21 protein-coding genes are annotated in these 21,976 nt (G+C 43.3%); 13 read left to right on the top strand and 8 right to left on the bottom strand.

Going from position 1 to position 21,976, the window contains the following annotated elements:
• Window positions 1-113: 113 nt before the first annotated feature.
• Together U1P77_RS10420 and U1P77_RS10415 are read right to left on the bottom strand one after the other, a co-directional pair.
• Window positions 114-968 carry a putative universal stress family protein gene (locus U1P77_RS10420; protein WP_321154930.1) on the bottom strand — a complete coding sequence of 285 codons (855 nt, stop codon included), beginning with the start codon at window positions 966-968 and terminating at the stop codon, window positions 114-116.
• Window positions 969-1,090: 122 nt separating this feature from the next.
• Window positions 1,091-1,351, bottom strand: a complete 261-nt coding sequence (locus U1P77_RS10415) for an STAS domain-containing protein (protein ID WP_414479089.1) — start codon at window positions 1,349-1,351, stop codon at window positions 1,091-1,093.
• Window positions 1,352-1,726: 375 nt separating this feature from the next.
• Between U1P77_RS10415 and murD the strand changes: the two genes are divergently transcribed.
• Complete coding sequence (murD, locus tag U1P77_RS10410) at window positions 1,727-3,148, top strand: UDP-N-acetylmuramoyl-L-alanine--D-glutamate ligase (protein ID WP_321154928.1); 1,422 nt, start codon at window positions 1,727-1,729, stop codon at window positions 3,146-3,148.
• A gap of 442 nt (window positions 3,149-3,590) precedes the next feature.
• Window positions 3,591-4,787 carry a putative lipid II flippase FtsW gene (ftsW, locus tag U1P77_RS10405; protein ID WP_414479010.1) on the top strand — a complete coding sequence of 399 codons (1,197 nt, stop codon included), beginning with the start codon at window positions 3,591-3,593 and terminating at the stop codon, window positions 4,785-4,787.
• Window positions 4,788-4,952: 165 nt separating this feature from the next.
• On the opposite strand, the gene gluQRS is transcribed toward ftsW, so the two are convergent.
• The 6 genes from gluQRS to U1P77_RS10375 all read right to left on the bottom strand — a co-directional run bounded on the left by gluQRS (window position 4,953) and on the right by U1P77_RS10375 (window position 10,951).
• Complete coding sequence (gluQRS, locus tag U1P77_RS10400; protein ID WP_321156678.1) at window positions 4,953-5,978, bottom strand: tRNA glutamyl-Q(34) synthetase GluQRS; 1,026 nt, start codon at window positions 5,976-5,978, stop codon at window positions 4,953-4,955.
• A 384-nt stretch (window positions 5,979-6,362) separates the two neighbouring features.
• Window positions 6,363-6,800, bottom strand: coding sequence for an RNA polymerase-binding protein DksA (dksA, locus tag U1P77_RS10395; RefSeq protein ID WP_201555709.1), 438 nt, complete (start codon window positions 6,798-6,800; stop codon window positions 6,363-6,365).
• 584 nt (window positions 6,801-7,384) lie between these two features.
• Window positions 7,385-8,251 (bottom strand): metallophosphoesterase, encoded by an 867-nt coding sequence (locus U1P77_RS10390; RefSeq protein WP_321154927.1) that lies wholly within the window; start codon window positions 8,249-8,251, stop codon window positions 7,385-7,387.
• Window positions 8,252-8,577: 326 nt separating this feature from the next.
• Entirely contained in the window at window positions 8,578-9,411 is an 834-nt protein-coding gene (locus U1P77_RS10385) for a metal ABC transporter permease (RefSeq protein ID WP_321154926.1), read from the bottom strand.
• Window positions 9,412-9,532: 121 nt separating this feature from the next.
• Window positions 9,533-10,333 (bottom strand): metal ABC transporter ATP-binding protein, encoded by an 801-nt coding sequence (locus U1P77_RS10380; RefSeq protein WP_321154925.1) that lies wholly within the window; start codon window positions 10,331-10,333, stop codon window positions 9,533-9,535.
• A gap of 51 nt (window positions 10,334-10,384) precedes the next feature.
• Window positions 10,385-10,951, bottom strand: a complete 567-nt coding sequence (locus U1P77_RS10375) for a transcriptional repressor (RefSeq protein WP_414479009.1) — start codon at window positions 10,949-10,951, stop codon at window positions 10,385-10,387.
• 212 nt (window positions 10,952-11,163) lie between these two features.
• Here U1P77_RS10375 and U1P77_RS10370 point away from each other — a divergent pair, with 212 nt between their 5' ends.
• From U1P77_RS10370 to U1P77_RS10320, 11 genes are all read left to right on the top strand, one after another.
• Window positions 11,164-12,009 carry a metal ABC transporter solute-binding protein, Zn/Mn family gene (locus U1P77_RS10370; RefSeq protein WP_321154924.1) on the top strand — a complete coding sequence of 282 codons (846 nt, stop codon included), beginning with the start codon at window positions 11,164-11,166 and terminating at the stop codon, window positions 12,007-12,009.
• Between the two features lie 349 nt (window positions 12,010-12,358).
• On the top strand, window positions 12,359-12,757 hold the full coding sequence (locus U1P77_RS10365) for an ATP synthase subunit I (RefSeq protein ID WP_321154923.1): 399 nt from the start codon (window positions 12,359-12,361) through the stop codon (window positions 12,755-12,757).
• A 632-nt stretch (window positions 12,758-13,389) separates the two neighbouring features.
• Window positions 13,390-14,259 (top strand): F0F1 ATP synthase subunit A, encoded by an 870-nt coding sequence (gene atpB, locus U1P77_RS10360; RefSeq protein ID WP_321154922.1) that lies wholly within the window; start codon window positions 13,390-13,392, stop codon window positions 14,257-14,259.
• 33 nt (window positions 14,260-14,292) lie between these two features.
• Window positions 14,293-14,559, top strand: a complete 267-nt coding sequence (atpE, locus tag U1P77_RS10355) for a F0F1 ATP synthase subunit C (RefSeq protein WP_321154921.1) — start codon at window positions 14,293-14,295, stop codon at window positions 14,557-14,559.
• A gap of 79 nt (window positions 14,560-14,638) precedes the next feature.
• Window positions 14,639-15,109, top strand: a complete 471-nt coding sequence (locus tag U1P77_RS10350) for a F0F1 ATP synthase subunit B (protein WP_321154920.1) — start codon at window positions 14,639-14,641, stop codon at window positions 15,107-15,109.
• A 13-nt stretch (window positions 15,110-15,122) separates the two neighbouring features.
• A complete protein-coding gene (locus U1P77_RS10345) occupies window positions 15,123-15,746 on the top strand; it encodes a F0F1 ATP synthase subunit delta (protein WP_321154919.1) in 624 nt (207 codons plus the stop codon).
• Window positions 15,747-15,867: 121 nt separating this feature from the next.
• Window positions 15,868-17,412 (top strand): F0F1 ATP synthase subunit alpha, encoded by a 1,545-nt coding sequence (atpA, locus tag U1P77_RS10340; RefSeq protein ID WP_321154918.1) that lies wholly within the window; start codon window positions 15,868-15,870, stop codon window positions 17,410-17,412.
• A gap of 266 nt (window positions 17,413-17,678) precedes the next feature.
• Window positions 17,679-18,560 carry a F0F1 ATP synthase subunit gamma gene (gene atpG, locus U1P77_RS10335; RefSeq protein WP_321154917.1) on the top strand — a complete coding sequence of 294 codons (882 nt, stop codon included), beginning with the start codon at window positions 17,679-17,681 and terminating at the stop codon, window positions 18,558-18,560.
• 38 nt (window positions 18,561-18,598) lie between these two features.
• Complete coding sequence (gene atpD / locus U1P77_RS10330) at window positions 18,599-20,032, top strand: F0F1 ATP synthase subunit beta (protein ID WP_321154916.1); 1,434 nt, start codon at window positions 18,599-18,601, stop codon at window positions 20,030-20,032.
• 111 nt (window positions 20,033-20,143) lie between these two features.
• A complete protein-coding gene (locus tag U1P77_RS10325; protein WP_321154915.1) occupies window positions 20,144-20,560 on the top strand; it encodes a F0F1 ATP synthase subunit epsilon in 417 nt (138 codons plus the stop codon).
• Window positions 20,561-21,131: 571 nt separating this feature from the next.
• Entirely contained in the window at window positions 21,132-21,842 is a 711-nt protein-coding gene (locus U1P77_RS10320; RefSeq protein WP_321156676.1) for a response regulator, read from the top strand.
• Window positions 21,843-21,976: the final 134 nt, after the last annotated feature.

The raw sequence follows: 21,976 nt of genomic DNA, 5'->3' as shown, positions 1-21,976 counted from the left end.
TTCTTGGGGAGGCTATACGGTGATGATTGGATAAAATATTATGGAGATAGAGGGTAGGAGGTGTAGGTAGGTAGCGATTGCTACTTAGCACTTAGTGTAAGCTTGCTTTGAGCTTAAGCTTTAGGAAAGAGTAGGTAGGGGGTCTTGGTACTACCGAGTAGCTTTTTAGTGTCGCTACCTTGGAGCAGCTCACGAAGACGTGATTGCCCAAACGCACCGGTCATTAACAGACCGATATCATGCTCACTTTGATAGTAGTTTAAGGCCACACTGACATCGCGACAGTCTAGTAACGCCTTTTTAGCCTTAATACCGGCTTGCTTAAGGCGAGCATAAGCTTCGCGGAGTGCATCGCAATTTTCAGAGTTGTCTTTACCGATCATGACGATATGGATAGTTAACGTCCGAATGAGCGGCGTTTTACAGAGCCAATTGAGTAATTTATGTGAGGTAGGACCGTTATCAAAAGCAAATAAAGCCGTAGTTGGGGGCAAAAATGGTGCATGAGTCACCAAGATGGGGCAGTGACTTAAGCGTATCAGTTGGCCTAAACTGGCTTTACAAGTGACATGATGACCAATGACGATGAGTTGCGCCTTATCATCGACATAATCAATACTTTCGCTAAGATTTTCGTGTCGATGTAAGGTGTATGTTTTGCGCTTATGCCGATGTTGCTCACAGTAAGTGGCGGCTTGATGAAGTAGAAGCTTACCTTGGGCTTTTAGCTCACAGTTACTCAAATGCTCTTTACTGGTAAATTGATCTAGTAAGGCGCTTTCATCATCGATGTTTAGGCAACCTGAATAGTTGACTGCTGCTTTTTGCTGTACGCTCGGTACCGAATGCAGCAGGCCGATAGGGACTTGTAGACGCACCGATGCCCACATACTGGCATTCAATACCGCCTGCACATGGTCAGGGCAGTCTAGACAAGCAATCACACTATCTGGTTTTAAGTTACTCATAAGGCAACCACATCATGTCAATAATGAAAATATAGTTAAACTTGGGCAAAAGATAAGCTTGGGCAAGAGAAAGGCAGCAGGCACGCCTACGCTCATTCAATAACGTAAACGGCCCGTTCCATTTAATCCAACAAGCCAATATCGCGTCGATCATGGATAGAAAAGCGGTCAATCAACGTACGACTGGCATTATCTAGTCCATCTACTTTGACATCAATCCCTTCACGTTGCAAGCGCATGACTAACTTGTCTAGAGTATCAACCGCACTGATATCCCAAAAGTGGGCTTGGCTGACGTCAATAGGAACGCCGTCCAGCGCTTCTTTAGTGTCAAAGCTACTCAAAAACTGGGTAGTAAAGGCACTGCTTGCAGTATCGCCAATAGTAAAATTTGATGAAAAAATCTAAGATAGGGTATAAGTGTCAAATAATAGGAGCGAAAACACGATTAAGCCCATGCTTGCCATACTGTAATGACGGAAATAGTCGCTGAAGAGGCGTGACAATAGCGTGATAAAGGTCACAACATGCTAAACTAAAATCTCAAGTGAGAAGACCCAATAAAAATACTTGTCAAAGCACAAGTTGTAGCATTAGCGATGTAACACAAAAACATGCGCATAATAGCACAAAGTGATAAACAAGCAGTATCGAAACATGCACGATACCGTTATGATGCTCTCCATCATAGTAATTAACTCTGCTCGTAACGCGCGTTTGCTTGATGTAGCTTTGTTCGTTCAACATAAGGAAGAGATATGACCAACCTCGCCGCAACAGAAACCTTACTCCATAAAGGCAGTGGCCTACAAGTGGTGGTCGGCTTAGGACAATCAGGGCTATCAGTAGCGCGCTATCTAGCCGCACAAGGCTACCGTGTAGCAGTCACGGACACACAGTCAGCTCCGGCACTAGCCGATAAATTACCTAAAGCGGTTGATATCAGGCAGTTCGGCGCCATTGATGCTGATTTATTACAACAGGCAGCCCGTATTATTATCAGCCCAGGTATCTCTCTTGATATTGAAGCAGTCGCGGCCGCACGGGAAGCAAACATCCTTGTGGTCAGCGATATTCAGCTGTTTTGTGACGCCTGTGAGGTGCCAATAGTTGCTATCACTGGCTCTAATGCGAAAAGTACCGTGACCACCTTGGTTGGACAAATGGCTGCTGATGCAGGGGTAGATGTCGGTGTTGGTGGTAATATTGGCGTGCCAGCGCTCAACCTCCTTGCTAATACCAACATGCAGTTGGCAGTACTTGAGCTGTCCAGCTTCCAGTTGGAGACAGTCACTAATTTAGGGGCGCAGGTCGCCACTGTGCTTAATATGTCGCCTGATCATTTAGATCGTCATGGCGATATGCTTGGTTACCACCAAGCCAAGCATCGTATCTTTCAAGGTGCAAAGTCCATGGTCATTAACCGTGAAGATGCACTGACCCGACCATTAGTGGCGGACAATTTGCCAAGGCTGAGTGTGGGTATTCATGCTCCTGATAAAGGTCACTATGGTTTAATTACAGATCCTAACGGGCAGATACATCTGGCTCGCGGGACTGATCGGCTATTATCAGCGGATAAACTACTAATCAAAGGTCGGCATAATTTGCTCAATGCCCAAGCTGCTCTTGCGCTTGGTGAGCTCGCTGGTCTACCGCTCGATAGCATGCTTACTACGCTACAGCAATTCACCGGACTTGAGCATCGTTGCCAGTATATGGCAACGGCAGCTGGTATTGACTATTTTAATGATTCCAAGGGCACTAATATCGGCTCAACTATGGCAGCTATCGAAGGGCTAGGCGCGGTATATGCTCCCAAAGATGGCAAGCTGTTATTGATTTTAGGGGGACAAGGCAAAGGCCAGAAATTTGGTGAACTAATTCCTTTTATTAATCAGTATGTCAGTCAGGTACTTTGTATTGGCGAGGACAGTCAGCAAATTGAGCAGCATCTACGCGCCGCTTCATTAAGTGATGATGTGACATTACATCAATGTAAGACACTGGAAGGCGCTTTTGCGACCATCCACCAAGTGACAGCAAGTAGCTTGTCACAAGTACAAGCGGTATTGTTATCGCCAGCGTGTGCCAGCTTCGATCAGTTTGACGGTTATGCGGCCCGCGGCGAACATTTTAGTCAGTTAGTAGCACAATTAGATACGGCTCCGGTCGGCTAAATATTGGCATGAGTTAACGAGTAGGTGACAGCATTTAATAAATGGCAGTTTTTGCTCGATAAATTAGGTTTGCTTGATAAATGATTGTTTTGCTTATAAATTACTGCTACTGTCAATAAATAGACAAGCAACCAGTCGGCCACATAACCAGCTTGCTGATGTGCTTACGTGTTGACAGGGCTGCTAAGCAATGGCATGTGCTTAACAAGATGTTATTTGCGGTGCTCATGAACCTTTTATTAAGTTGCTGATTGTTAATAGTTTATTAAGCCGCTTAGTTTAATGTTGGGTTGGGTTATGGCATGTAGATTTATTTATCGCGCACTATTTGTCTCGAACTTACTGTCTGTTATTATCTATCTTGTACGATCTACTTTATATTTTTTTAAACGGTGGCGTTTAATAGACGCCGTGTTTTTTGTTTGTCAGTGTATATAAAATTATGGCGCTCTCCTTTCTTTCTCGTTCTTCTCAGAAGTCGCAGCCAGCTACTGGCTCAGATGGTGTTCTCTCCATGCCATCAGCACGCGCCATCTTATTATCTAGTGTTGGCTGTATGCTGGTGCTTAGTTTATTGATGGTTGCTTCGGCTTCTATTCCTTTTGCGCTCAGTCGCGGGATGACAGAGCTGTACTTTTTTGAACATCAGCTGATGTATATGGTTTTTGGCATCTGTATGGCGGCCATTCCTTATTATTTGCTACCCCTACGAACCTTATATAAAACCGAAACGCAGTTTATACTGTTAGCAATTACCGGCGGGTTGCTGTTTTTGACCCTACTTGGTACCCCCATTAACGGCTCTAAACGCTGGCTAGAGTTAGGGTTTCTTAATTTTCAGGTGGCGGAGCTGGCCAAATTGGTCATGATTGTATTCGTTGCTGACTTTGTCGTACGTCGCTCTTTTGAGGTACGTAATGGTTGGGACGGTTTTTTACGGATCTTTTTAGTCGTTGGTATGATAACGATGTTCTTGTTGTTACAGCCCGACTTTGGCTCGTTGGTGGTAATTGTAGGGACAGTATTTGCTATGTTCTATATAGCTGGCGCGCCTTATAAGCAGTTTTTAGCATTGGGCGTGCTGGTTGTTGGTCTAGCGGTGCTAGCAGTGACGCTGGTACAGTATCGATTGATACGTGTGTTGTCATTTTTAGATCCCTTTGATGACGTTCAGGATACGGATTATCAGCTGGCTCGCAGCTTAATTGCTTTTGGTCGCGGGGAGTTTACGGGTGTTGGTTATGGCGAAAGTGTCCAAAAGCTATCGCACCTGCCAGAGGCTCATACAGATTTTTTATTAGCGATTACGGGTGAAGAGCTGGGCTTTGTGGGAGTAACTATGGTGTTACTGCTTGAAGCACTAATCATCGGTAGCGCTATGCGTATCAGCTACAATGCGCTAAAACGTCGGCAGATGCGTATGAGTTATACGGCTTTCGGTATTGGCATTGTCTTTATTGCGCAGACTATCATTAATGCAGCGATGAATATGGGCGCGATACCAACCAAAGGTCTCACCATGCCATTCTTTAGTTATGGTGGCTCATCAATGCTAATAAGCTTAGTAATGGTAGCGCTATTGCTAAAAATTTATAAAGAGAGCCCTGAGATAGAAAAAAGTCAGGGCCGTTATTATTAAAACATGGTTTATAGTTCATGGTCAGGTGCTTCTCATTCACGGTTAGTACGATCAATTTTGAACCGAATATGGCTTATGAGCTGCTGTGTTATCGCCGAAAAAGACACTGAATATAATAGGTAAGAGTATGGATAAAGCGTCGCAAGCAGCGGCGCTTTTTGCTTTTTAGAGCGTGGGTATATTTAAATGAGTTTGGCTTTGCAGAGGGGTGTTATCCCATTGAGTAACCGCTTGCTCGAGCATGTGTGCTGGCGTGTCCATATCAACAGGGGGTTGTTGTAACATTTGTAAGGCAGTTGCGATCAGCTCACTTGGATTACCAGTATCGATAGGCTGGGCAAGATTTTGCTTGGAGAGCTTTTGTCCTTCAGCGTTGCATATTAAAGGCAGATGATACCAATGGTCGATGCTGGGCAGATTTGCCGACTGCATGATGCTAATTTGCGCAGTGGTTAGCGGTAAAATATCTAAGCCGCGCATGATATGGGTGACCTGTTGTAGGCCGTCATCAATACTGGCTGCCAAAATATAATTAATCATGCCATTTTGACGTCGTACTACCATATCCCCTAAAGTTTGCTGTGGATTGCTCCATTGCATCCCTTGAATGCCATCCATAAAACCAATGGTATAATCAGGCAGTTGTATACGTAGCTTATGCTGCTGGCGATCAAGATTGGTGTCTATACAGCAACGCGGATAACATTGTTTACGAATCAATGCATCCTTCACGCTTTTGGGGTCTGTGCTATTTACCGTGTTATCTTGTTGGCCATTCTGTTGTTCTAACTCTTGTTGCTCCCAACACTGTTGTTCCCAAAACTGTGCCAGACTTTTACGTGAGCATTGACAGCCATAGGTTAGCGGATGTAGCACTGTCGATAAGTAATTATTGTAGATATCAATACGCTCAGATTGATAGATAACATCGCCATCCCAATGCAGCCCTAACACTTCTAAGTCTATCAGTATTTGTTCGGTAAACTGGTTGTCACAGCGTGCGGTGTCAGTATCTTCCATACGCAGCAGCCATTTTCCACCTATTGATTTAATGTGGCAATAACTGGCAAGTGCCGTGGTTAATGAGCCAAGGTGTAGCTCACCAGTCGGAGAAGGCGCAAAGCGTCCAATAGGCTGCACTTGTGCTGCTGGCGTTGGGGTTTGGACATGAGTATGAATATGATTATTTATGAGTGTCAAAGTAAGCAACTGTCGAAAGTAGAAGGATTTGGATAGGATAAAGAAGGTGGCTATAAAAAGATATTTATTAAGTGCTCTTATTTTGTTAGCAAGCAGTTAATTTGTTAGGGGGCACTTAATGATAGTAGCTACTTAACAAGCATAGAACTATTTCATAAAACGCAACGAGCGACCAATGATAGGGTCGCTCGTTGTTATACGTACTTTAGTTATATAGTCGATTCAATTTAAAAACGATACAGTGCTACTGGGATGCTACTGTAACAAACGTTTTGCAGCCTCTGTCCCGCTTGCGAACAGCACGCCAGAAAAATTTATACCAGTAGCACGCTGCTATACACGACTCTCTTTTATTGTGAACTGACTACACCTAATTTAAGCACCTTGGTTCTGGCGCTCTTTAATTTCAGATAAAGTCTTACAATCAATACATTGGGTCGCGGTCGGACGGGCTTCTAAACGACGTAGGCCAATTTCTACCCCGCAAGTTTCACAAAATCCATAGTCGTCATTTTCAATTTCTGCCATGGACTTGTCAATTTTGCGAATGAGCTTACGTTCGCGGTCACGTGTACGTAGCGTTAACGCAAATTCTTCTTCTTGAGTAGCGCGGTCATTAATGTCTGGCATAGCGCTTGACTCATCTTGGATATAAGTCTTCGTGCGGTCAGCTTCGCCAATCAGCTGATGCTTCCAATCCAATAAAATAGCCTTAAAATGCTCTAACTGCGCATCAGACATATACTCTTCGTCTTTGGCAGGCACATAAGGGGTAAATTTAACATCACTCGGATTCGTGGTCAGGGTGCTCATATGGGTATCCTAATTTTACAAATTAATTCAACAAAACGACATTTTAAAAGACAAGACGTTGTAAATTTTCCAAACGTTATAAACTGTCCTTTTATAGAACGTTTCACCACTTGGTAACGCAAGTAACACGGCTAATTTTATAGTACATTTATAATGATACGTTTATATCGGTATGCCTATATCACTACTAAAGTTGTCATGTATATTGTTATGCACATTTTTATTTAAATAGTACTGCTAAAATAATGCTACAAATTACTGATTGCGAATACTTAGCGGGTGGTCAATGTAGCCCTCTTAGTGGTTATAATTGCTATTATAATCTTGCCTAGCATCCAGCCTTGGGCGATACTGAAGGGTTAGACGATAAGGTTTTTATTCTATTTTAGTAACGTCATCGTCTTTCTTATTAATAATGAAGCGATTCTTAACTTTGGCAGCTACTTAATAGTTACTAGTATAGTAATGCATGGTACTTCTAATCTTATATGAGTCAAGCATTATCAGCCATATATAATGTCACTATTATTTAGGCTAACAGGTTATTCAGTTTAATATCTTATTTAGGCCAATAAAACTGGCCGTCAAGTATCCAATCTTTTGACCCAGCTTGCAACCTGTCCCTTGTTGGCCAATTGCAACCAGCGGTAACCGGGCCGCGCATTTTTATCAACCGTAAAATCATCTTCATAAGGTTTAAATTGGTAGCATGTGGATGGTGTGCTGTAGACGGTAACACCTTGGCGATAGCGGACTTGTTCTTGATGAGTATGACCGCTGATAATGACCCGTAGATGCTCAAAGGGCATCATACGTTGCCAAAAATTCTCTGTATTCTCCGCAATGTGGGCATCTATCCAATCGGATCTCATCGGTATCACGTGATGATGTATCGCAATCAAGGCTGGCTTATCGCAAGCTTTCAGCTGATCACATAACCAGTCAATATCAGTATTGGTAACCTCGCCAGTGACTTTGCCGGGAATAGCAGAGTCCAGTAATAGCAATTGCCAGTAGTCAGTATCAATTACATGGCGACTGAGTAGACGACTATCAGCAGATTGAGCGATCAGTTCTCGTTGAAAAAATGGCTGTTCAGTAACCATTTCATCGGTCACGTCATGGTTGCCAGCAATACAGGCAAAAGGAATATTGGTTGCCTCTAATATCTCAAAAATATGATCATAGATAGCCGATTGTACTTGATTCACTAAGTCGCCGGTGACCAAGATTAAATCACAGCGAATATCTTCGCTTAACGCTTGCTTGAGGGCCGCTTCAAAATTATTCTGACAAATAGAGTCAGTTGGGCCATCGTTGTCAGCAATAATACTGTCAGCAATAGGATTGCCACTGATAGGATAGTAGGAAGCTAAATGTAAATCAGTAATCTGCAAGATGTTTACGTGCTCATCTGGCGTGCTGATCTTACGGGCAGGATAGCCTAGCATGGTCAGTCCTTTATCAAACTAAAACAGCGGATGCTGTCAAAGAGCGGGTATAGATAAGCAAGACTTTGATTTTTACTTCTCATTTTTGATGTTATCCATTCCATCCAATCCTAACCCATTGAGGTCTCTATTTAATAACTTATATAACCTAGTAACTCATACCACCAACATATTTAACTGTTTTATACAGCAGTTGTTATAAGGTTTTGCTGATAAAATTCAGGCAAATTTATAACATAAAACTAATGAAATCTCTAGCGATATTTATAAAAAAAGTTCGATAAAACAAAGTGATAAGCGTTCAGCTAGGAAGGATAGCGGTTTATTTAACGACGTGCCGACCAAAATTTTGAAGGCATTAATTTTGAGGTTGCTAATTTAGAAATCATTAGCGCGGCGAAAAACAAAATCGCTAATACCAATACAATAGTCAATCCGGTCTGTATATCCAGCCAGATACTGCCCCAAACCCCTAGAGTAACACCGAGTTGAGCAACAATCAGCGCTACAATCACCATTTGTTTTGGCGACGTTGAATATAGGCGCGCTGTTAATGCTGGTAATACCAGCAAGCCACTAATCAATAAGCTACCAACCGCTTGCAAGGCAATGGCACAGAATCCTGCCAATACGCCCATAAAGAACAGTCGTTGCCGTGTCGGGTTAATCCCTTGAATACGGGCTAAAGCTTCATGAGTCGCCAGTTTGATTTGCGCCGGCCAAATATAAGTGAGTAACCCTAAACCAACCAGTACACTGCCGGCCAGTAACGGTAAATCCGCCCAATCAAGCTCAAGTAAGTTACCAAATAAGAAGCCTAATACATTGGCTTGCTGATTGGTAAGCTGAGTCAATGCCAATAGTCCCAAACACAGTAAGGATACCGCGACTACAGCCAATACCGCATCAGCGGGAAGCCGCTCATCATCAATTAGCACCAGTCCCAATACCACCATGACGCTAACCATAGCGATACCAATGCCCATCGGCAGTTGCCACCAGACCGCTAACGCGACGCCAAGTAGCGTTCCATGTGCTAAAGCATCTGCAAAAAATGCCATGCGCCGCCACAGTACGAGACAACCAAGGGGCGCGGATAGCAGGGCCAAAATACTGCCGGCAATCCAAGCAGGGGCAATGATAGCTAACCAAGCGGTCATAAAAAGGTCCGTTAGACTTCGTTAATAAAGAGCTTAATAAAAATTTTAATAGAGAACCTAATAAAAAATAAGTAAGGCAATGGGAAATAGTTTACCAGCTGGTAAATTTATATGGGTTTGATTACGACAACTCACTTGGTGCTTGGTGCTCACAGGCGTGCGGCTGATGTACGTAGGGTTGCTCATAATGATGACCAAACAGCTTTTGAAACTCAGTGCTGATAGCAAGTTCACTGGGCTGACCTTCGCAACAAATATGCTTGTTAAGACAAATTACCCGTCGGCTTCCTTTCATCACCCAATGCAAATCATGGGACACTACTAACATGGCACAGCGTAAAAACTCTGGCAACTCATCAATAAACTGATAGAGCCAAACCTCCGTATCAGGGTCAAGCCCTTGCATGGGTTCATCCAAAATTAATAAATTGGGTTTATCCAATAAGGCGCGTGCTAGTAATACGCGCTGGGTCTCGCCGCCGGACAAGTGCAACATTTGCCGCGGTAATAAATGATTTAAAGACAAGTTATCAAAAATAAACTGCCGCTGCTCGTCATTTAAACGTCGCTTATCCGCTTGTGCCAATAAATCTTGTACCCGTAGGGGTAAGATAGGCGGTACCGCAAAGCGTTGTGGCACATAGCCCAGTTGCAGCGGCTCATGCGCAATAATTTGACCCTTAGTAGGTGTAATTAGACCTAATATAAGCTTCACCAACGTTGACTTGCCAGCACCATTAGGGCCAACGAGACTCATAGTTTCATTAATCGCCATGTCAATACTAATATGCGATACCAAACGTTGTGGCCCAATATGGTAACTGACATCACTCAAAGTAAGTAATGGCTTTCCATGCTCTGCGGTAAACACAGGCGTCTGCTTAGATAACGGTTGTTTAGATGGCGATACAGAATGCTTCATGAGTTGGCAGCTAATAGTTTAAAAATGAATAGAAGAATATTTTGCATGGCCTTATTGACACCCTTGGCAGCGACCACTCAGCTCAATGACACTACGGGCAACAGTAAAGCCAATATCTTGCTCAGTGAAGCTCATCATTTCTTGTACTGGCAAGCTACTACATTCTTGCACGCGTTGGCACTGATCACATATTAAGAACGCAGCCGTATGCTGGGCACGCGGGTGACAGCAAGGAACATAAGCATTAATTGAGGTCAGCTGATGAATCAGACCCTCGCTTAACAAGAACTCTAAACTGCGATAAACCGTCGGTGGCGCTACATTTTTTGCGGTATCAGTCTCATTATCACTGTCTAATAAACGTGCTTGCTGTAATTGAGTGATGAGATCATAAGCGCCAACAGGCTTATTGGCTTGTAACACCAGCGCATATATCTGCTGACGTAAGGGCGTAAAGCGCACGCCACGTGTACGACACTGTTCTTTGGCTGCTACCAGCCGCTCGGCCACATCATGTTGCGTAAAGTCTTGCACATCGTGCACATGACTGTCATGTGCGTGACTATCGTCTACGTGGTCATTGGCAGATGACTCACAGGCAGATGAAGTAATGGACACTATTCAGGCTCCGAAAAATAAGTTAGCAATTTTAATTGTTATAGTATAACATAATGGAGATTAGAAAAACATAACTCTTATTATTCCTATCTATTTAACAGGACTACTTACGCATGACTTTTCATCGTCAAAATAACGATAATGTTATAAATAATTTTCTAGACCCTAAGTCCTTTTTTACCACTTCATCTTTCAATAAATTTTGGCACTCAATGATACAGCCGCAACGTCTGCTGACCGCGGCACTTATGATATTAAGTTCATTAGCGATGAGTGCACAAGCCGCTACAGTGAGCGTCAGTAATTACCCGCTATTTTTATTAAGTGAGGCTGTGACTGAAGGCGCGCCATCAGCAAATCGACTATTACAAGCAGGGGATATTGGACATCATGGCAGCATTAGTCCGGGTGATATTAAGGCCATTCAAGACAGTAAGTTTGTCGTGTGGTTTGGCGAGTCTCTAGAGAATAGTCTAGCGTCAAGTTTGAATACCGCGCCCAATGGCATTGCGTTATTTAATTTTAATGCCTTTGATCGTCATCCGCTACGTGATGTAAAAGGAGTTCCTATTGCTGGCACGTTAGATCCGCATATTTGGCTAGATCCTGACAATGCTAAAGCCATTACCCGCGCACTGGCAGTCATTCATAGCCATGCCAATCCGGAATACAAAAAGCTTTATCAGGAAAATGTACAAAAATTTGCCCAGCGCATGGACAAGGCAGTAGCGGCACAGAACATCTCACAAAAAAAACGACCTTATTGGGCTTATCATGATTCTTATCAATATATGGAAAAACCCATGCAGTTGCAATACGCTGGTAGTTTGACTGCTGATGAACATCTATCCCCTAAGGCCAGTCAGTTACGTTGGCTTAATGAGCAGCGTCCAGCTAAACAGATGTGTTTGGTCGCTCAAAGTGAGCCTGCTAAAGGTTTGATTGCAAAGTTGCAACCTGTCAATACAACTGTACAAGTAGAAGATATGAGTATGAGTAAAGACTTTGTGGCCGGCTGGAGCATTATGGCGCAGCAGATTCGTCGTTGTATTTCGTAAATACTTCGCATCTAATGAAAAAATTATAAAGTGGCTCGCTTACACTCTTCTATCTAAGGGACTCATCATTAGCGTTGAGCGTGTCATGGTTTTACTGACAAATAAATCACTGGCGTCTTTTGAACTAAATGGTTGACAAACGTTACATTTTACTTGCTTAAAGGTCGAGCGCTCACTATAATAAGTGGCGTTTTATGTTGGCAAAAAAGCGACATCTTTAAAGTGGCATCTCTAAAGTGACATTGCTGAAATGACATGAGCATAGTGAGTCGCTTACCGATAAACTTGTCGTAAATATGCTACCTTATCCCAACGCGGTGGTTATTATACCAATGCTATAGGATAGCTAATGACCAAGCCTGCCAAACGCACGCAAAAAGATAAAATTAGCCTCTATCTCAAGCGCCAAGTATGGGTACTATTCATCCTGATTGTCATTGCTTCGATGTTAGATATTTTTTGGCTGCACAGTGAGCTAGTCGTAGCAAAGAGTAGCGCTATAGGTGCACTATTGAGCTTTGCCACTCAAGCCGTTTTTGCTGGATTTATTTTTTGGCGTACCGGATATCGCGCGCGCCGACATATTGTCAGCCAGTTATATCGGGGTCAAATGGTCAAATGGCTACTGACGGTGCTTGGCTTCGCACTGATTTTTATTATGGTACAACCTTTGTCAGCACCTGCGCTGTTCGTCGGTTTCATAGTAATGCAGCTTAGCCACAGTTTAATGTTATCGTACATACGCTAGCCGTATAATGACTGTAAAAACAGTAGTATGAGTCATCAAAATCGGCATAAAACATAAAAGTATCATGACAGGTAAGACATAGTTTGGATATTAATAGTCGCTTATAAACAAAGTCTTACAATTTAATTAATGACGCAAACCTATATTAATAAACGCTAATAGCGATGCCCGACTTGTACAGCGGGTAAAAAACACATAATTGACTTTACACGAATACAACGCTGCATTAAGATAGACGGCTAATTATTCTGCTTATGTGCGCTGTCTTGAGCGCCTATCGCAATAGAAGGATATAAGCAGACACAAACATGATAATTTTAGGTGCAAGTGCCAAGGGCTGGTAATGAATAATCACAAGCCCTTTTTTGATAGCCAAAATTTATCAATCGCTAGTGAATAACTACTAGCAAAACAGGCACTTACATTAGATTTATGGGTTGGATGTTGTTGGTTACATGATAGTTTTAGCGTCATACAATTTGCACACGATAGATAAAGCACAACTTAGGCGATGAGTGCTCAAAGAAGTGGTTATTTAACACCGTGTGGATAGAAACGCTAACCTACTCATCAGATGACAACCGTTTTTTTTGGTAGTTGATTAAATCGTTGATTAATAAGAAGCTTAAATTATGGCAGCCGAGCAACAAACATCATCAGAATATATCTCTCACCACTTAACGAATTGGACGTATGGCTATCTGCCGGGCGAAGGCTGGAAGGTCGCGCATACTGCTGAAGAAGCGGGGCAGATGGGCTTTAATGCCATTCACCTTGACTCTATGCTGTGGTCAATTGGTCTGGGCATTTTATTTTGTGCCGTCTTTTGGAGGGTTGCCAAAAAAGTCACTACAGGCGTGCCGGGTAAGCTACAAACCGCCGTTGAGATGATCGTTGAGTTTGTTGATAACAACGTTCGTGATTCGTATAGTGGTACCTCAAAGTTGATTGCGCCTTTAGCGCTGACCATCTTTGTGTGGATCTTCTTAATGAACTTGATGGATTTGATACCCGTTGACTTCATCCCAAGCATTGCTGGACAAATCGGTGCGGCGATGGGATATGACCCACATAATGTGTTCTTCAAGATCGTTCCAACCACTGATCCTAACGTCACGCTGGGCATGTCATTCTCTGTCTTTGCGCTGATTATCTTTTATAGCATTAAAGAAAAGGGCCTTGGTGGTTTTGTTGGCGAATTAACGCTACATCCGTTTAGCGCCAAAAATCCTATCGTACAAGCGGTTTTAATCCCCATCAACTTTATCTTAGAATTTGTTACCTTGATTGCTAAGCCTATCTCATTAGGTTTGCGTCTATTCGGTAACATGTATGCTGGGGAGCTGATTTTTGTATTGATTGCCCTAATGCCGTTTTGGATTCAGTGGGCGTTATCAGTACCGTGGGCTATTTTCCACATTTTGATTATTACACTTCAAGCGTTCGTATTTATGATGTTGACGATAGTTTATATGTCGCTTGCATCATCAACTGAACATTAATTAGACATTCAATAGGTAAATGAGGATACATCAATGGATCCAGTAATATTAGCGCAAGCAACCTTAGATGGTTACACAGTTATCGCAGTAGCGTTGCTTATCGGTTTAGGCGCACTTGGTACCGGTATTGGTTTCGCTATTTTAGGTGGCAAATTCTTAGAAGGTGTTGCCCGTCAGCCAGAGCTTGGCTCACAGTTGCAAACTCGTATGTTCATCGTGGCCGGCCTACTTGATGCCGTACCGATGATTGGTGTTGGTATTGCTATGCTATTGTTATTTGCAAACCCTCTAGGCGCTTAGTCTGAAATCTCAGTTGTAAATGTTTGACTGTCAAACATGGTCAATGAAACTGACTTTTCATTAACAAAGAGGTGATCACGTGAATATCAATTCTACCCTCATCGGTCAAGCCATTGCTTTTGCAATATTTGTGGTTTTTTGCATGAAATTCGTGTGGCCACCACTTATCGGCGCAATTAATGAGCGTCAGCGTAAAATTGCTGACGGTCTAGATGCGGCGGAAAAAGCAAAAGCAGATTTGGCCACCGCGGAGCAAGATGTACAGCAGGAGCTTGACATCGCTAAGACCAAAGCTGCTGCTTTAATTGAGCAAGCGAACAAGAGTGCCAACCAGCTCGTTGAAGATGCCAAATCGCAAGCCCAAGTGGAAGGCGAACGTATCCGTCAACAAGCACAAGCGTCTATCGATCAAGAGATCAATCAGGCACGTGAGTCATTACGTGCCCAAGTCGCAGAGCTTGCGGTACTTGGTGCTGAGAAGATTTTGCAAGAGAAAGTCGATATGCAAAAACATGCCAGCATGTTAGACCAACTGGCGGCGAAGCTGTAATAGTGAGGATATAATGGCTGACTTATCAACCTTAGCACGACCCTACGCTAAAGCCGCGTTTGACTATGCCAATGAGAACGGGGTAGTAAATGAGTGGGAAAACTTCTTGTTTATTGCCAGTACGATTGTCAATGATAAGTCGTTCCACACATGGCTAGACAATCCAGCCGTTTCTGCTGAGCATAAGTCAGCCGCTTTGGTCGATCTGTATGATACACAAGTAGCCGGCGCTAATGAGTCTGCCTTTAGGGTGTTATTGAATAATACCCAAGGGCATCGTCACGACAGCACTGCCAGCTACCCGAAAGTATCAACAGCGCTTAGCAACTTCGTTCATCAGCTGTCAGCGCAAGAGCGTCTGGCACTGCTTCCTGAAGTTTATGAGCATTATCGTCGTCACAAGGCTCTAAGCTTAAAACAGCTTAACGCTTATGTGACTTCTGCCTATCCATTGACCGACGCGCAGCGTGAGCTATTCGAAACGCGTCTTGCCGCCTCACTAAATGCTAGTGTGGTAATTCACGAAACGGTTGATCCTAGTCTTTTGGCAGGCGCTACTATCAAAATCGGTGACAAAATTATCGATGATTCTATGCGCGGCAAGTTACAACAGTTAAAAACACAGCTAACGGCCTAATGTTATTTATCTACTCATCAACGTTTACCAGTTAAGTCAGGTCGGCGTGACAATAGTTTGAGTAATAAGTAGAGCATTTAAGTCAGTGGGCGGGTTATCATAAATTAAAGGAAACCAGGCAATGCAACAATTGAATCCAGCGGAAATCAGTAACCTGATTAAGCAGCGTATTCAAGACCTTGATGCGGGTGCAACTGCAAAGAATGAAGGCACGATTGTCAAAGTATCTGACGGTATCGTGCAGATTCATGGTCTTGAAGATGCCATGTATGGCGAAATGATTGAGTTTGAAGGCGAAATCTATGGAATGGCGCTTAACTTAGAGCGTGATTCTGTCGGTGCGGTCGTACTAGGCGATTATCTAAAACTACAAGAAGGCCAAAAAGCCTATTGTACTGGTCGTATTCTTGAAGTACCCGTAGGCCCTGAGCTGCTAGGCCGTGTTGTTGATGCCTTAGGTAATCCTATTGATGGCAAAGGTCCTATCAATGCTAAAATGACTGACAAAGTCGAAAAAATCGCCCCAGGCGTTATTGAACGTCAGTCAGTAGATCAGCCAGTAATGACCGGTTATAAAGCCGTTGATACCATGATTCCGATTGGCCGTGGTCAGCGTGAGCTTATCATTGGTGACCGTCAGACTGGTAAAACAGCAATGGCTATCGATACCATCATCGCGCAAAAAACGTCTGGCATTAAGTGTGTGTATGTGGCCATCGGTCAAAAACGCTCTACTATTGCTAACGTTGTGCGTAAGCTCGAACAAACCGGCGCGCTTGAATACACCACAGTAGTGGTTGCTTCAGCTTCAGAGCCAGCAGCACTTCAGTATATTGCACCGTACTCAGGTTGTACGATGGGCGAATACTTTCGTGACCGCGGCGAAGATGCATTGATTGTATTTGATGACTTATCAAAACAAGCGGTTGCTTATCGTCAAATCTCACTACTATTACGTCGTCCGCCAGGTCGTGAAGCTTATCCTGGTGATGTATTCTATCTCCATTCACGTCTGCTTGAGCGTGCATCACGCGTCAACGCTGAATATGTAGAAAAATTCACCAATGGTGAAGTGGTTGGTAAAACCGGTTCTTTAACTGGGCTACCGATTATCGAAACCCAAGCGGGTGACGTATCAGCATTCGTACCAACCAACGTGATTTCAATCACTGATGGTCAGATTTTCTTAGAATCAAGCCTATTTAACTCAGGTATCCGTCCGGCTGTGAACGCGGGTATTTCGGTATCTCGTGTAGGTGGTGCGGCGCAGACTAAGATTATTAAGAAACTGGCGGGTGGTATCCGTACCGCTTTAGCACAATATCGTGAATTGGCCGCATTTGCTCAGTTTGCATCTGACCTTGATGATGCCACTCGTGCACAGCTTGATCATGGTGAGCGCGTGACTGAACTGATGAAGCAGAAACAGTATCAGCCGATGTCTATCTCTGAGCAAGCGGCAGTGATTTACGCGTCAAACGAAGGTTTCTTATCAGACGTTCCTATTAATAAAATCGGTTCTTTTGAAGAAAGCTACTTACGTTATATGCATGATGAGCAAGCCGACTTGATGAAAGAGATTGATGACACTGCAAATTATAATGATGATATTGCAGGTCGTTTAAAGTCAGCGGTTGAGACTTTTAAACAAAACCACAGTTATTAATTTAACGGGTTAAGCCGGTTTGGTTGGTTGTAGCTGTAGTGTTATAACTAAAGAGCTGTTAATTTAAAGTTTGTTTAGTTCAGAGGCTTTGTAATTTAAAGCTTGTAAAGCGGCGCGGTGTCTTCAAGCAGAATGACAGTCGTGCCGCTTTGCACGCAACCAACGGCATGTGACCGCGTAGTGCTACAAGAAATTAGTACAGTACTTTATATTAAATATTGTTGCATTCGCCAATGCTTTTTTAACCCTCTTATATTGGAATCATTATGGCAAGCTTAAAAGAAATACGTGCCAAAGTCACCAGTATTAAAAGCACCCAGAAAATTACCCGTGCCATGCAAATGGTGGCCGCGAGTAAGATGCGCCGTGCCCAAGAGCGCATGGTTGTGGGTCGCCCGTATGCTGATAGTATGCGCCGGGTTATTTCACATTTGGTGCATGCTTCATCAGACTATAAACATCCGTATATGGTATCGCGTCCGGTCAATAAAGTAGGCTATATTGTCATCACGTCCGACCGTGGTTTGGCGGGTGGTTTGAATATTAATTTATTCAAAGCTCTAAGCAAAAGTATTAAAAACTATCAAGACCAGTCTGTACAAGCTGAGTTTGCTGTTATTGGCGCAAAAGGTGTTAGTTTCTTCAAGAGTTTTGGTGGTAAAGTCACCTCAGCCGTGACTAACTATGGTGATAAACCGACGTTTGAGCAGCTAAACGCACCGGTTCAAGCCATGCTTGACGATTATGAGAACGGTAAAATAGACCGTATCTATGTGGTGTATAACCAGTTCGTTAATGCGATGACCCAAAAGCCAACCGTCACTCAGCTGGTACCTTTACCAGAGGAATCGTTTGCTGATGAAGACAGTGGCATGCAGACTGAACTAAGCTGGGATTATATCTATGAGCCTGATATCGAGACTTTGATAGATAGTCTGCTAGGGCGCTATATTGAGTCGATTGTCTATCAAGCAGTAATGGAAAACATTGCCTCTGAGCAGTCGTCACGTATGGTCGCTATGAAAGCGGCAACAGATAATGCTGGCGACCTAATTAACGATTTACAGTTGATTTACAACAAGCTGCGTCAAGCAGCGATTACCCGAGAAATCTCGGAAATCGTTGGCGGCGCTGCTGCTGTTTCATAATTGACACCACCTATATATAGAAGTTCAAGGAGAACGCAATGAGTAGCGGTCGTATTGTACAGATTATTGGCGCGGTTCTTGACGTTGAGTTCAGCCATGACGAAGTACCTCAAATTTATCATGCTTTGCAAGTAGATGGTACCGAAACTACCTTAGAAGTACAGCAACAAATAGGGGATGGTATTGTACGTACTATTGCGATGGGCTCAACTGAAGGCCTAAAGCGTAACCTAACCGTCACGAATACTGGTGCCCCTATTTCTGTACCGGTAGGCGTGGGTACGCTTGGTCGTATCATGGATGTTCTTGGTCGTCCTATCGATGAAGAAGGTCCCGTAATCGCTGACACTAAATGGTCGATCCACCGTGAAGCGCCAAGCTATGCGGACCAATCAAACAGTACTGAGCTATTAGAGACCGGCATTAAAGTAATCGATCTACTTTGCCCGTTTGCGAAAGGTGGTAAAGTGGGTCTGTTTGGTGGTGCTGGTGTTGGTAAAACCGTCAACATAATGGAATTGATCAACAACATCGCTCTTAAACACGAAGGCTTGTCAGTGTTTGCGGGTGTTGGTGAACGTACGCGTGAAGGGAATGACTTCTATCACGAAATGCAAGAAGCGGGCGTTGTAAATACCGAAGACTTCACTAAGTCTAAAGTGGCGATGATTTATGGTCAGATGAATGAGCCACCGGGTAACCGTCTACGTGTTGCGCTGTCTGGTCTCACCATGGCCGAGTATTTCCGTGACACCAAAGATCCTGAAACGGGTAAAGGTCGTGACGTCTTATTCTTTGTTGATAACATCTATCGTTATACGCTTGCCGGTACTGAAGTATCCGCTCTGCTAGGCCGTATGCCATCAGCGGTTGGTTATCAGCCAACACTTGCTGAAGAGATGGGCATGCTACAAGAGCGTATTACTTCAACGCAATCAGGTTCAATTACTTCAATACAAGCCGTATATGTACCAGCGGATGACTTGACGGATCCATCACCTGCGACTACCTTTGCTCACTTGGATGCTACGGTCGTACTGAACCGTGATATTGCCTCACAAGGTATCTATCCTGCGGTTGATCCACTCGATTCAACATCACGTCAGCTAGATCCACAAATTATTAGCGAAGAGCATTATAATGTGGCTCGCGGCGTGCAAGAAGTATTGCAGAGCTATAAAGAACTAAAAGATATCATTGCTATTTTGGGCATGGATGAGCTATCAGAAGAAGACAAACTAACCGTTTATCGTGCGCGTAAAATCCAGCGCTTCTTATCACAGCCTTTCCATGTGGCCGAAGTCTTTACTGGCGCCCCTGGTAAATACGTGGCACTACGCGACACTATTGCTGGCTTTAAAGCAATCATCGCCGGTGAGTACGATGATCTACCAGAACAAGCATTCTATATGGCTGGCGGAATTGACGAAGTGGTCGCTAAAGCTGAAAAAATGAAATCTGCTTCAAAGTAAGGTATTCATACCTCCAAGTTGATTGGCAAATAGGCTAGAAACAGTCTATTTGCTAACAGCAGCGTAGCGCCCAGCAGTTTTTATAGCAGTTATCATAGTAAGGAGAGAGGGATGGCAACGTTTCAATGTCGTGTCGTAAGTGCCCGTGAAGAGTTATACTCAGGCGAAATCAGCATGTTGATCGCTACGGGTAGCGAGGGCGAAGTTGGTGTGCTACTAGGCCACACTCCGCTTATTACTTTGCTAAAACCTGGCGCAATGCGGTTGCAGAAACCGGATGGCGAAGAAGTCGTTATCTATGTCTCAGGCGGAGTGCTAGAAGTACAACCGAAGATGGTGACTGTACTAGCAGATACCGCAATGCGCGCGCATAACCTCGACGAAAGTAAAATCGTTGAAGCCCGCAGAAAAGCCGAGCAAATGCTGGTCAACCAGTCTGATACCGTACAAACTAACGCTGCCTTAGCTTCATTGGCAGAATCGGTGGCTCAGCTACAGACCATTCGTAAGTACCAAAACCGTGCCTAACAATATCTGCTTCAGATTTTTTGAACGATATGTATTAGCACAATAAAAAAACAGTCCATTATGGGCTGTTTTTTTATTGTTGTTTTTTACTAAGTCTCGCAAAATAGAGAGTAGCAAACTAGCCGCTAAAAAACCGTGGCTAGCAAAACAATGGTTAGTAAAATATCTAGGTGTTTCTAATATTAAAGTGATAATGGCCGGTCAATATATCAGTCATTATTGAAGTCACTAGCGGTAGTTATAATATTTAGTTATATTAGGGCAACAGTAATGTTTTAGTAAATGTCTGAATGTTTTTTTGCTAGCTTTATAGTCAATAACTAAACAGTACTATCATTTGTCGTTTGAACGGTGTAAAACAGATGGATTTTGGATGACAACTAAAGTTTTATTATAAGTTGTTTATAGGTTTTGTTAACGACAATAGGCTATAGTATAGGAAGCTGTGCGTTTGATAGTATACTGTGCTACCAAGTTTGTACCATCTATACGGACATGAATTGTTCCACTTTATTGTGCTATTAACTTCCCTGCTATTAATTTTTCTACATTAGAGGATATAACAATGTCAATGACTGAAGAAGACAACACTCCCCGAATTTTGATTGTTGAGGATGATGAGCGTCTGGCTATGTTGACCCAAGACTATTTGGTCAAAAATGGCTTGGAAGTAGCGATTGAAACTGACGGTAATCGTGCTATTCGCCGTATCGTTAATGAACAGCCGGATTTAGTAGTGCTCGATGTTATGCTTCCTGGTAGCGATGGTTTGACGGTGTGCCGTGAAGTTCGCCCGCATTATCAAAACCCTATTTTGATGCTCACCGCACGTACCGAAGATATGGATCAGGTACTCGGCCTTGAGATGGGGGCAGATGATTATGTCGCTAAGCCTGCTCAGCCACGTGTACTGTTAGCGCGTATTCGTGCCTTACTACGCCGCTCGGAAAATGCCCCATCAGAAGATGTACCACAGCGCTTAGAGTTTGGTGACTTAGTCATTGATAATGGCGGGCGTTCAGTGACCTTAAATGATGAATTAATCGACTTCACCAGTGCTGAGTATGATTTATTGTGGTTACTTGCCTCTAATGCGGGTCGTATCTTATCACGTGAAGACATCTTTGAGCGTCTACGCGGCATCGAATATGATGGTCAAGATCGTTCTATTGACGTGCGTATCTCACGTATTCGCCCTAAGATTGGCGATGATCCAGAGAATCCAAAACGTATTAAAACCGTACGTAGCAAAGGCTACTTATTCGTAAAAGAAGGCAACTAGTTTTATTAAGCCAGCCTTGATAAATTTATAACCAGTTATAGTAAGATAAAGAACCAGCATTGTGCTGGTTTTTTTTACGGATGAAAGTTAATCTTTTAAACTTAAATAGCACATTATGTGGTTTAATTAAGCGT

The sequence above is a fragment of the Psychrobacter sp. LV10R520-6 genome (assembly GCF_900182925.1).
Lineage (GTDB): Bacteria > Pseudomonadota > Gammaproteobacteria > Pseudomonadales > Moraxellaceae > Psychrobacter.
Note: the sequence above shows the minus strand (reverse complement) of the source record. Positions and strands in the feature narration are given on the sequence as shown.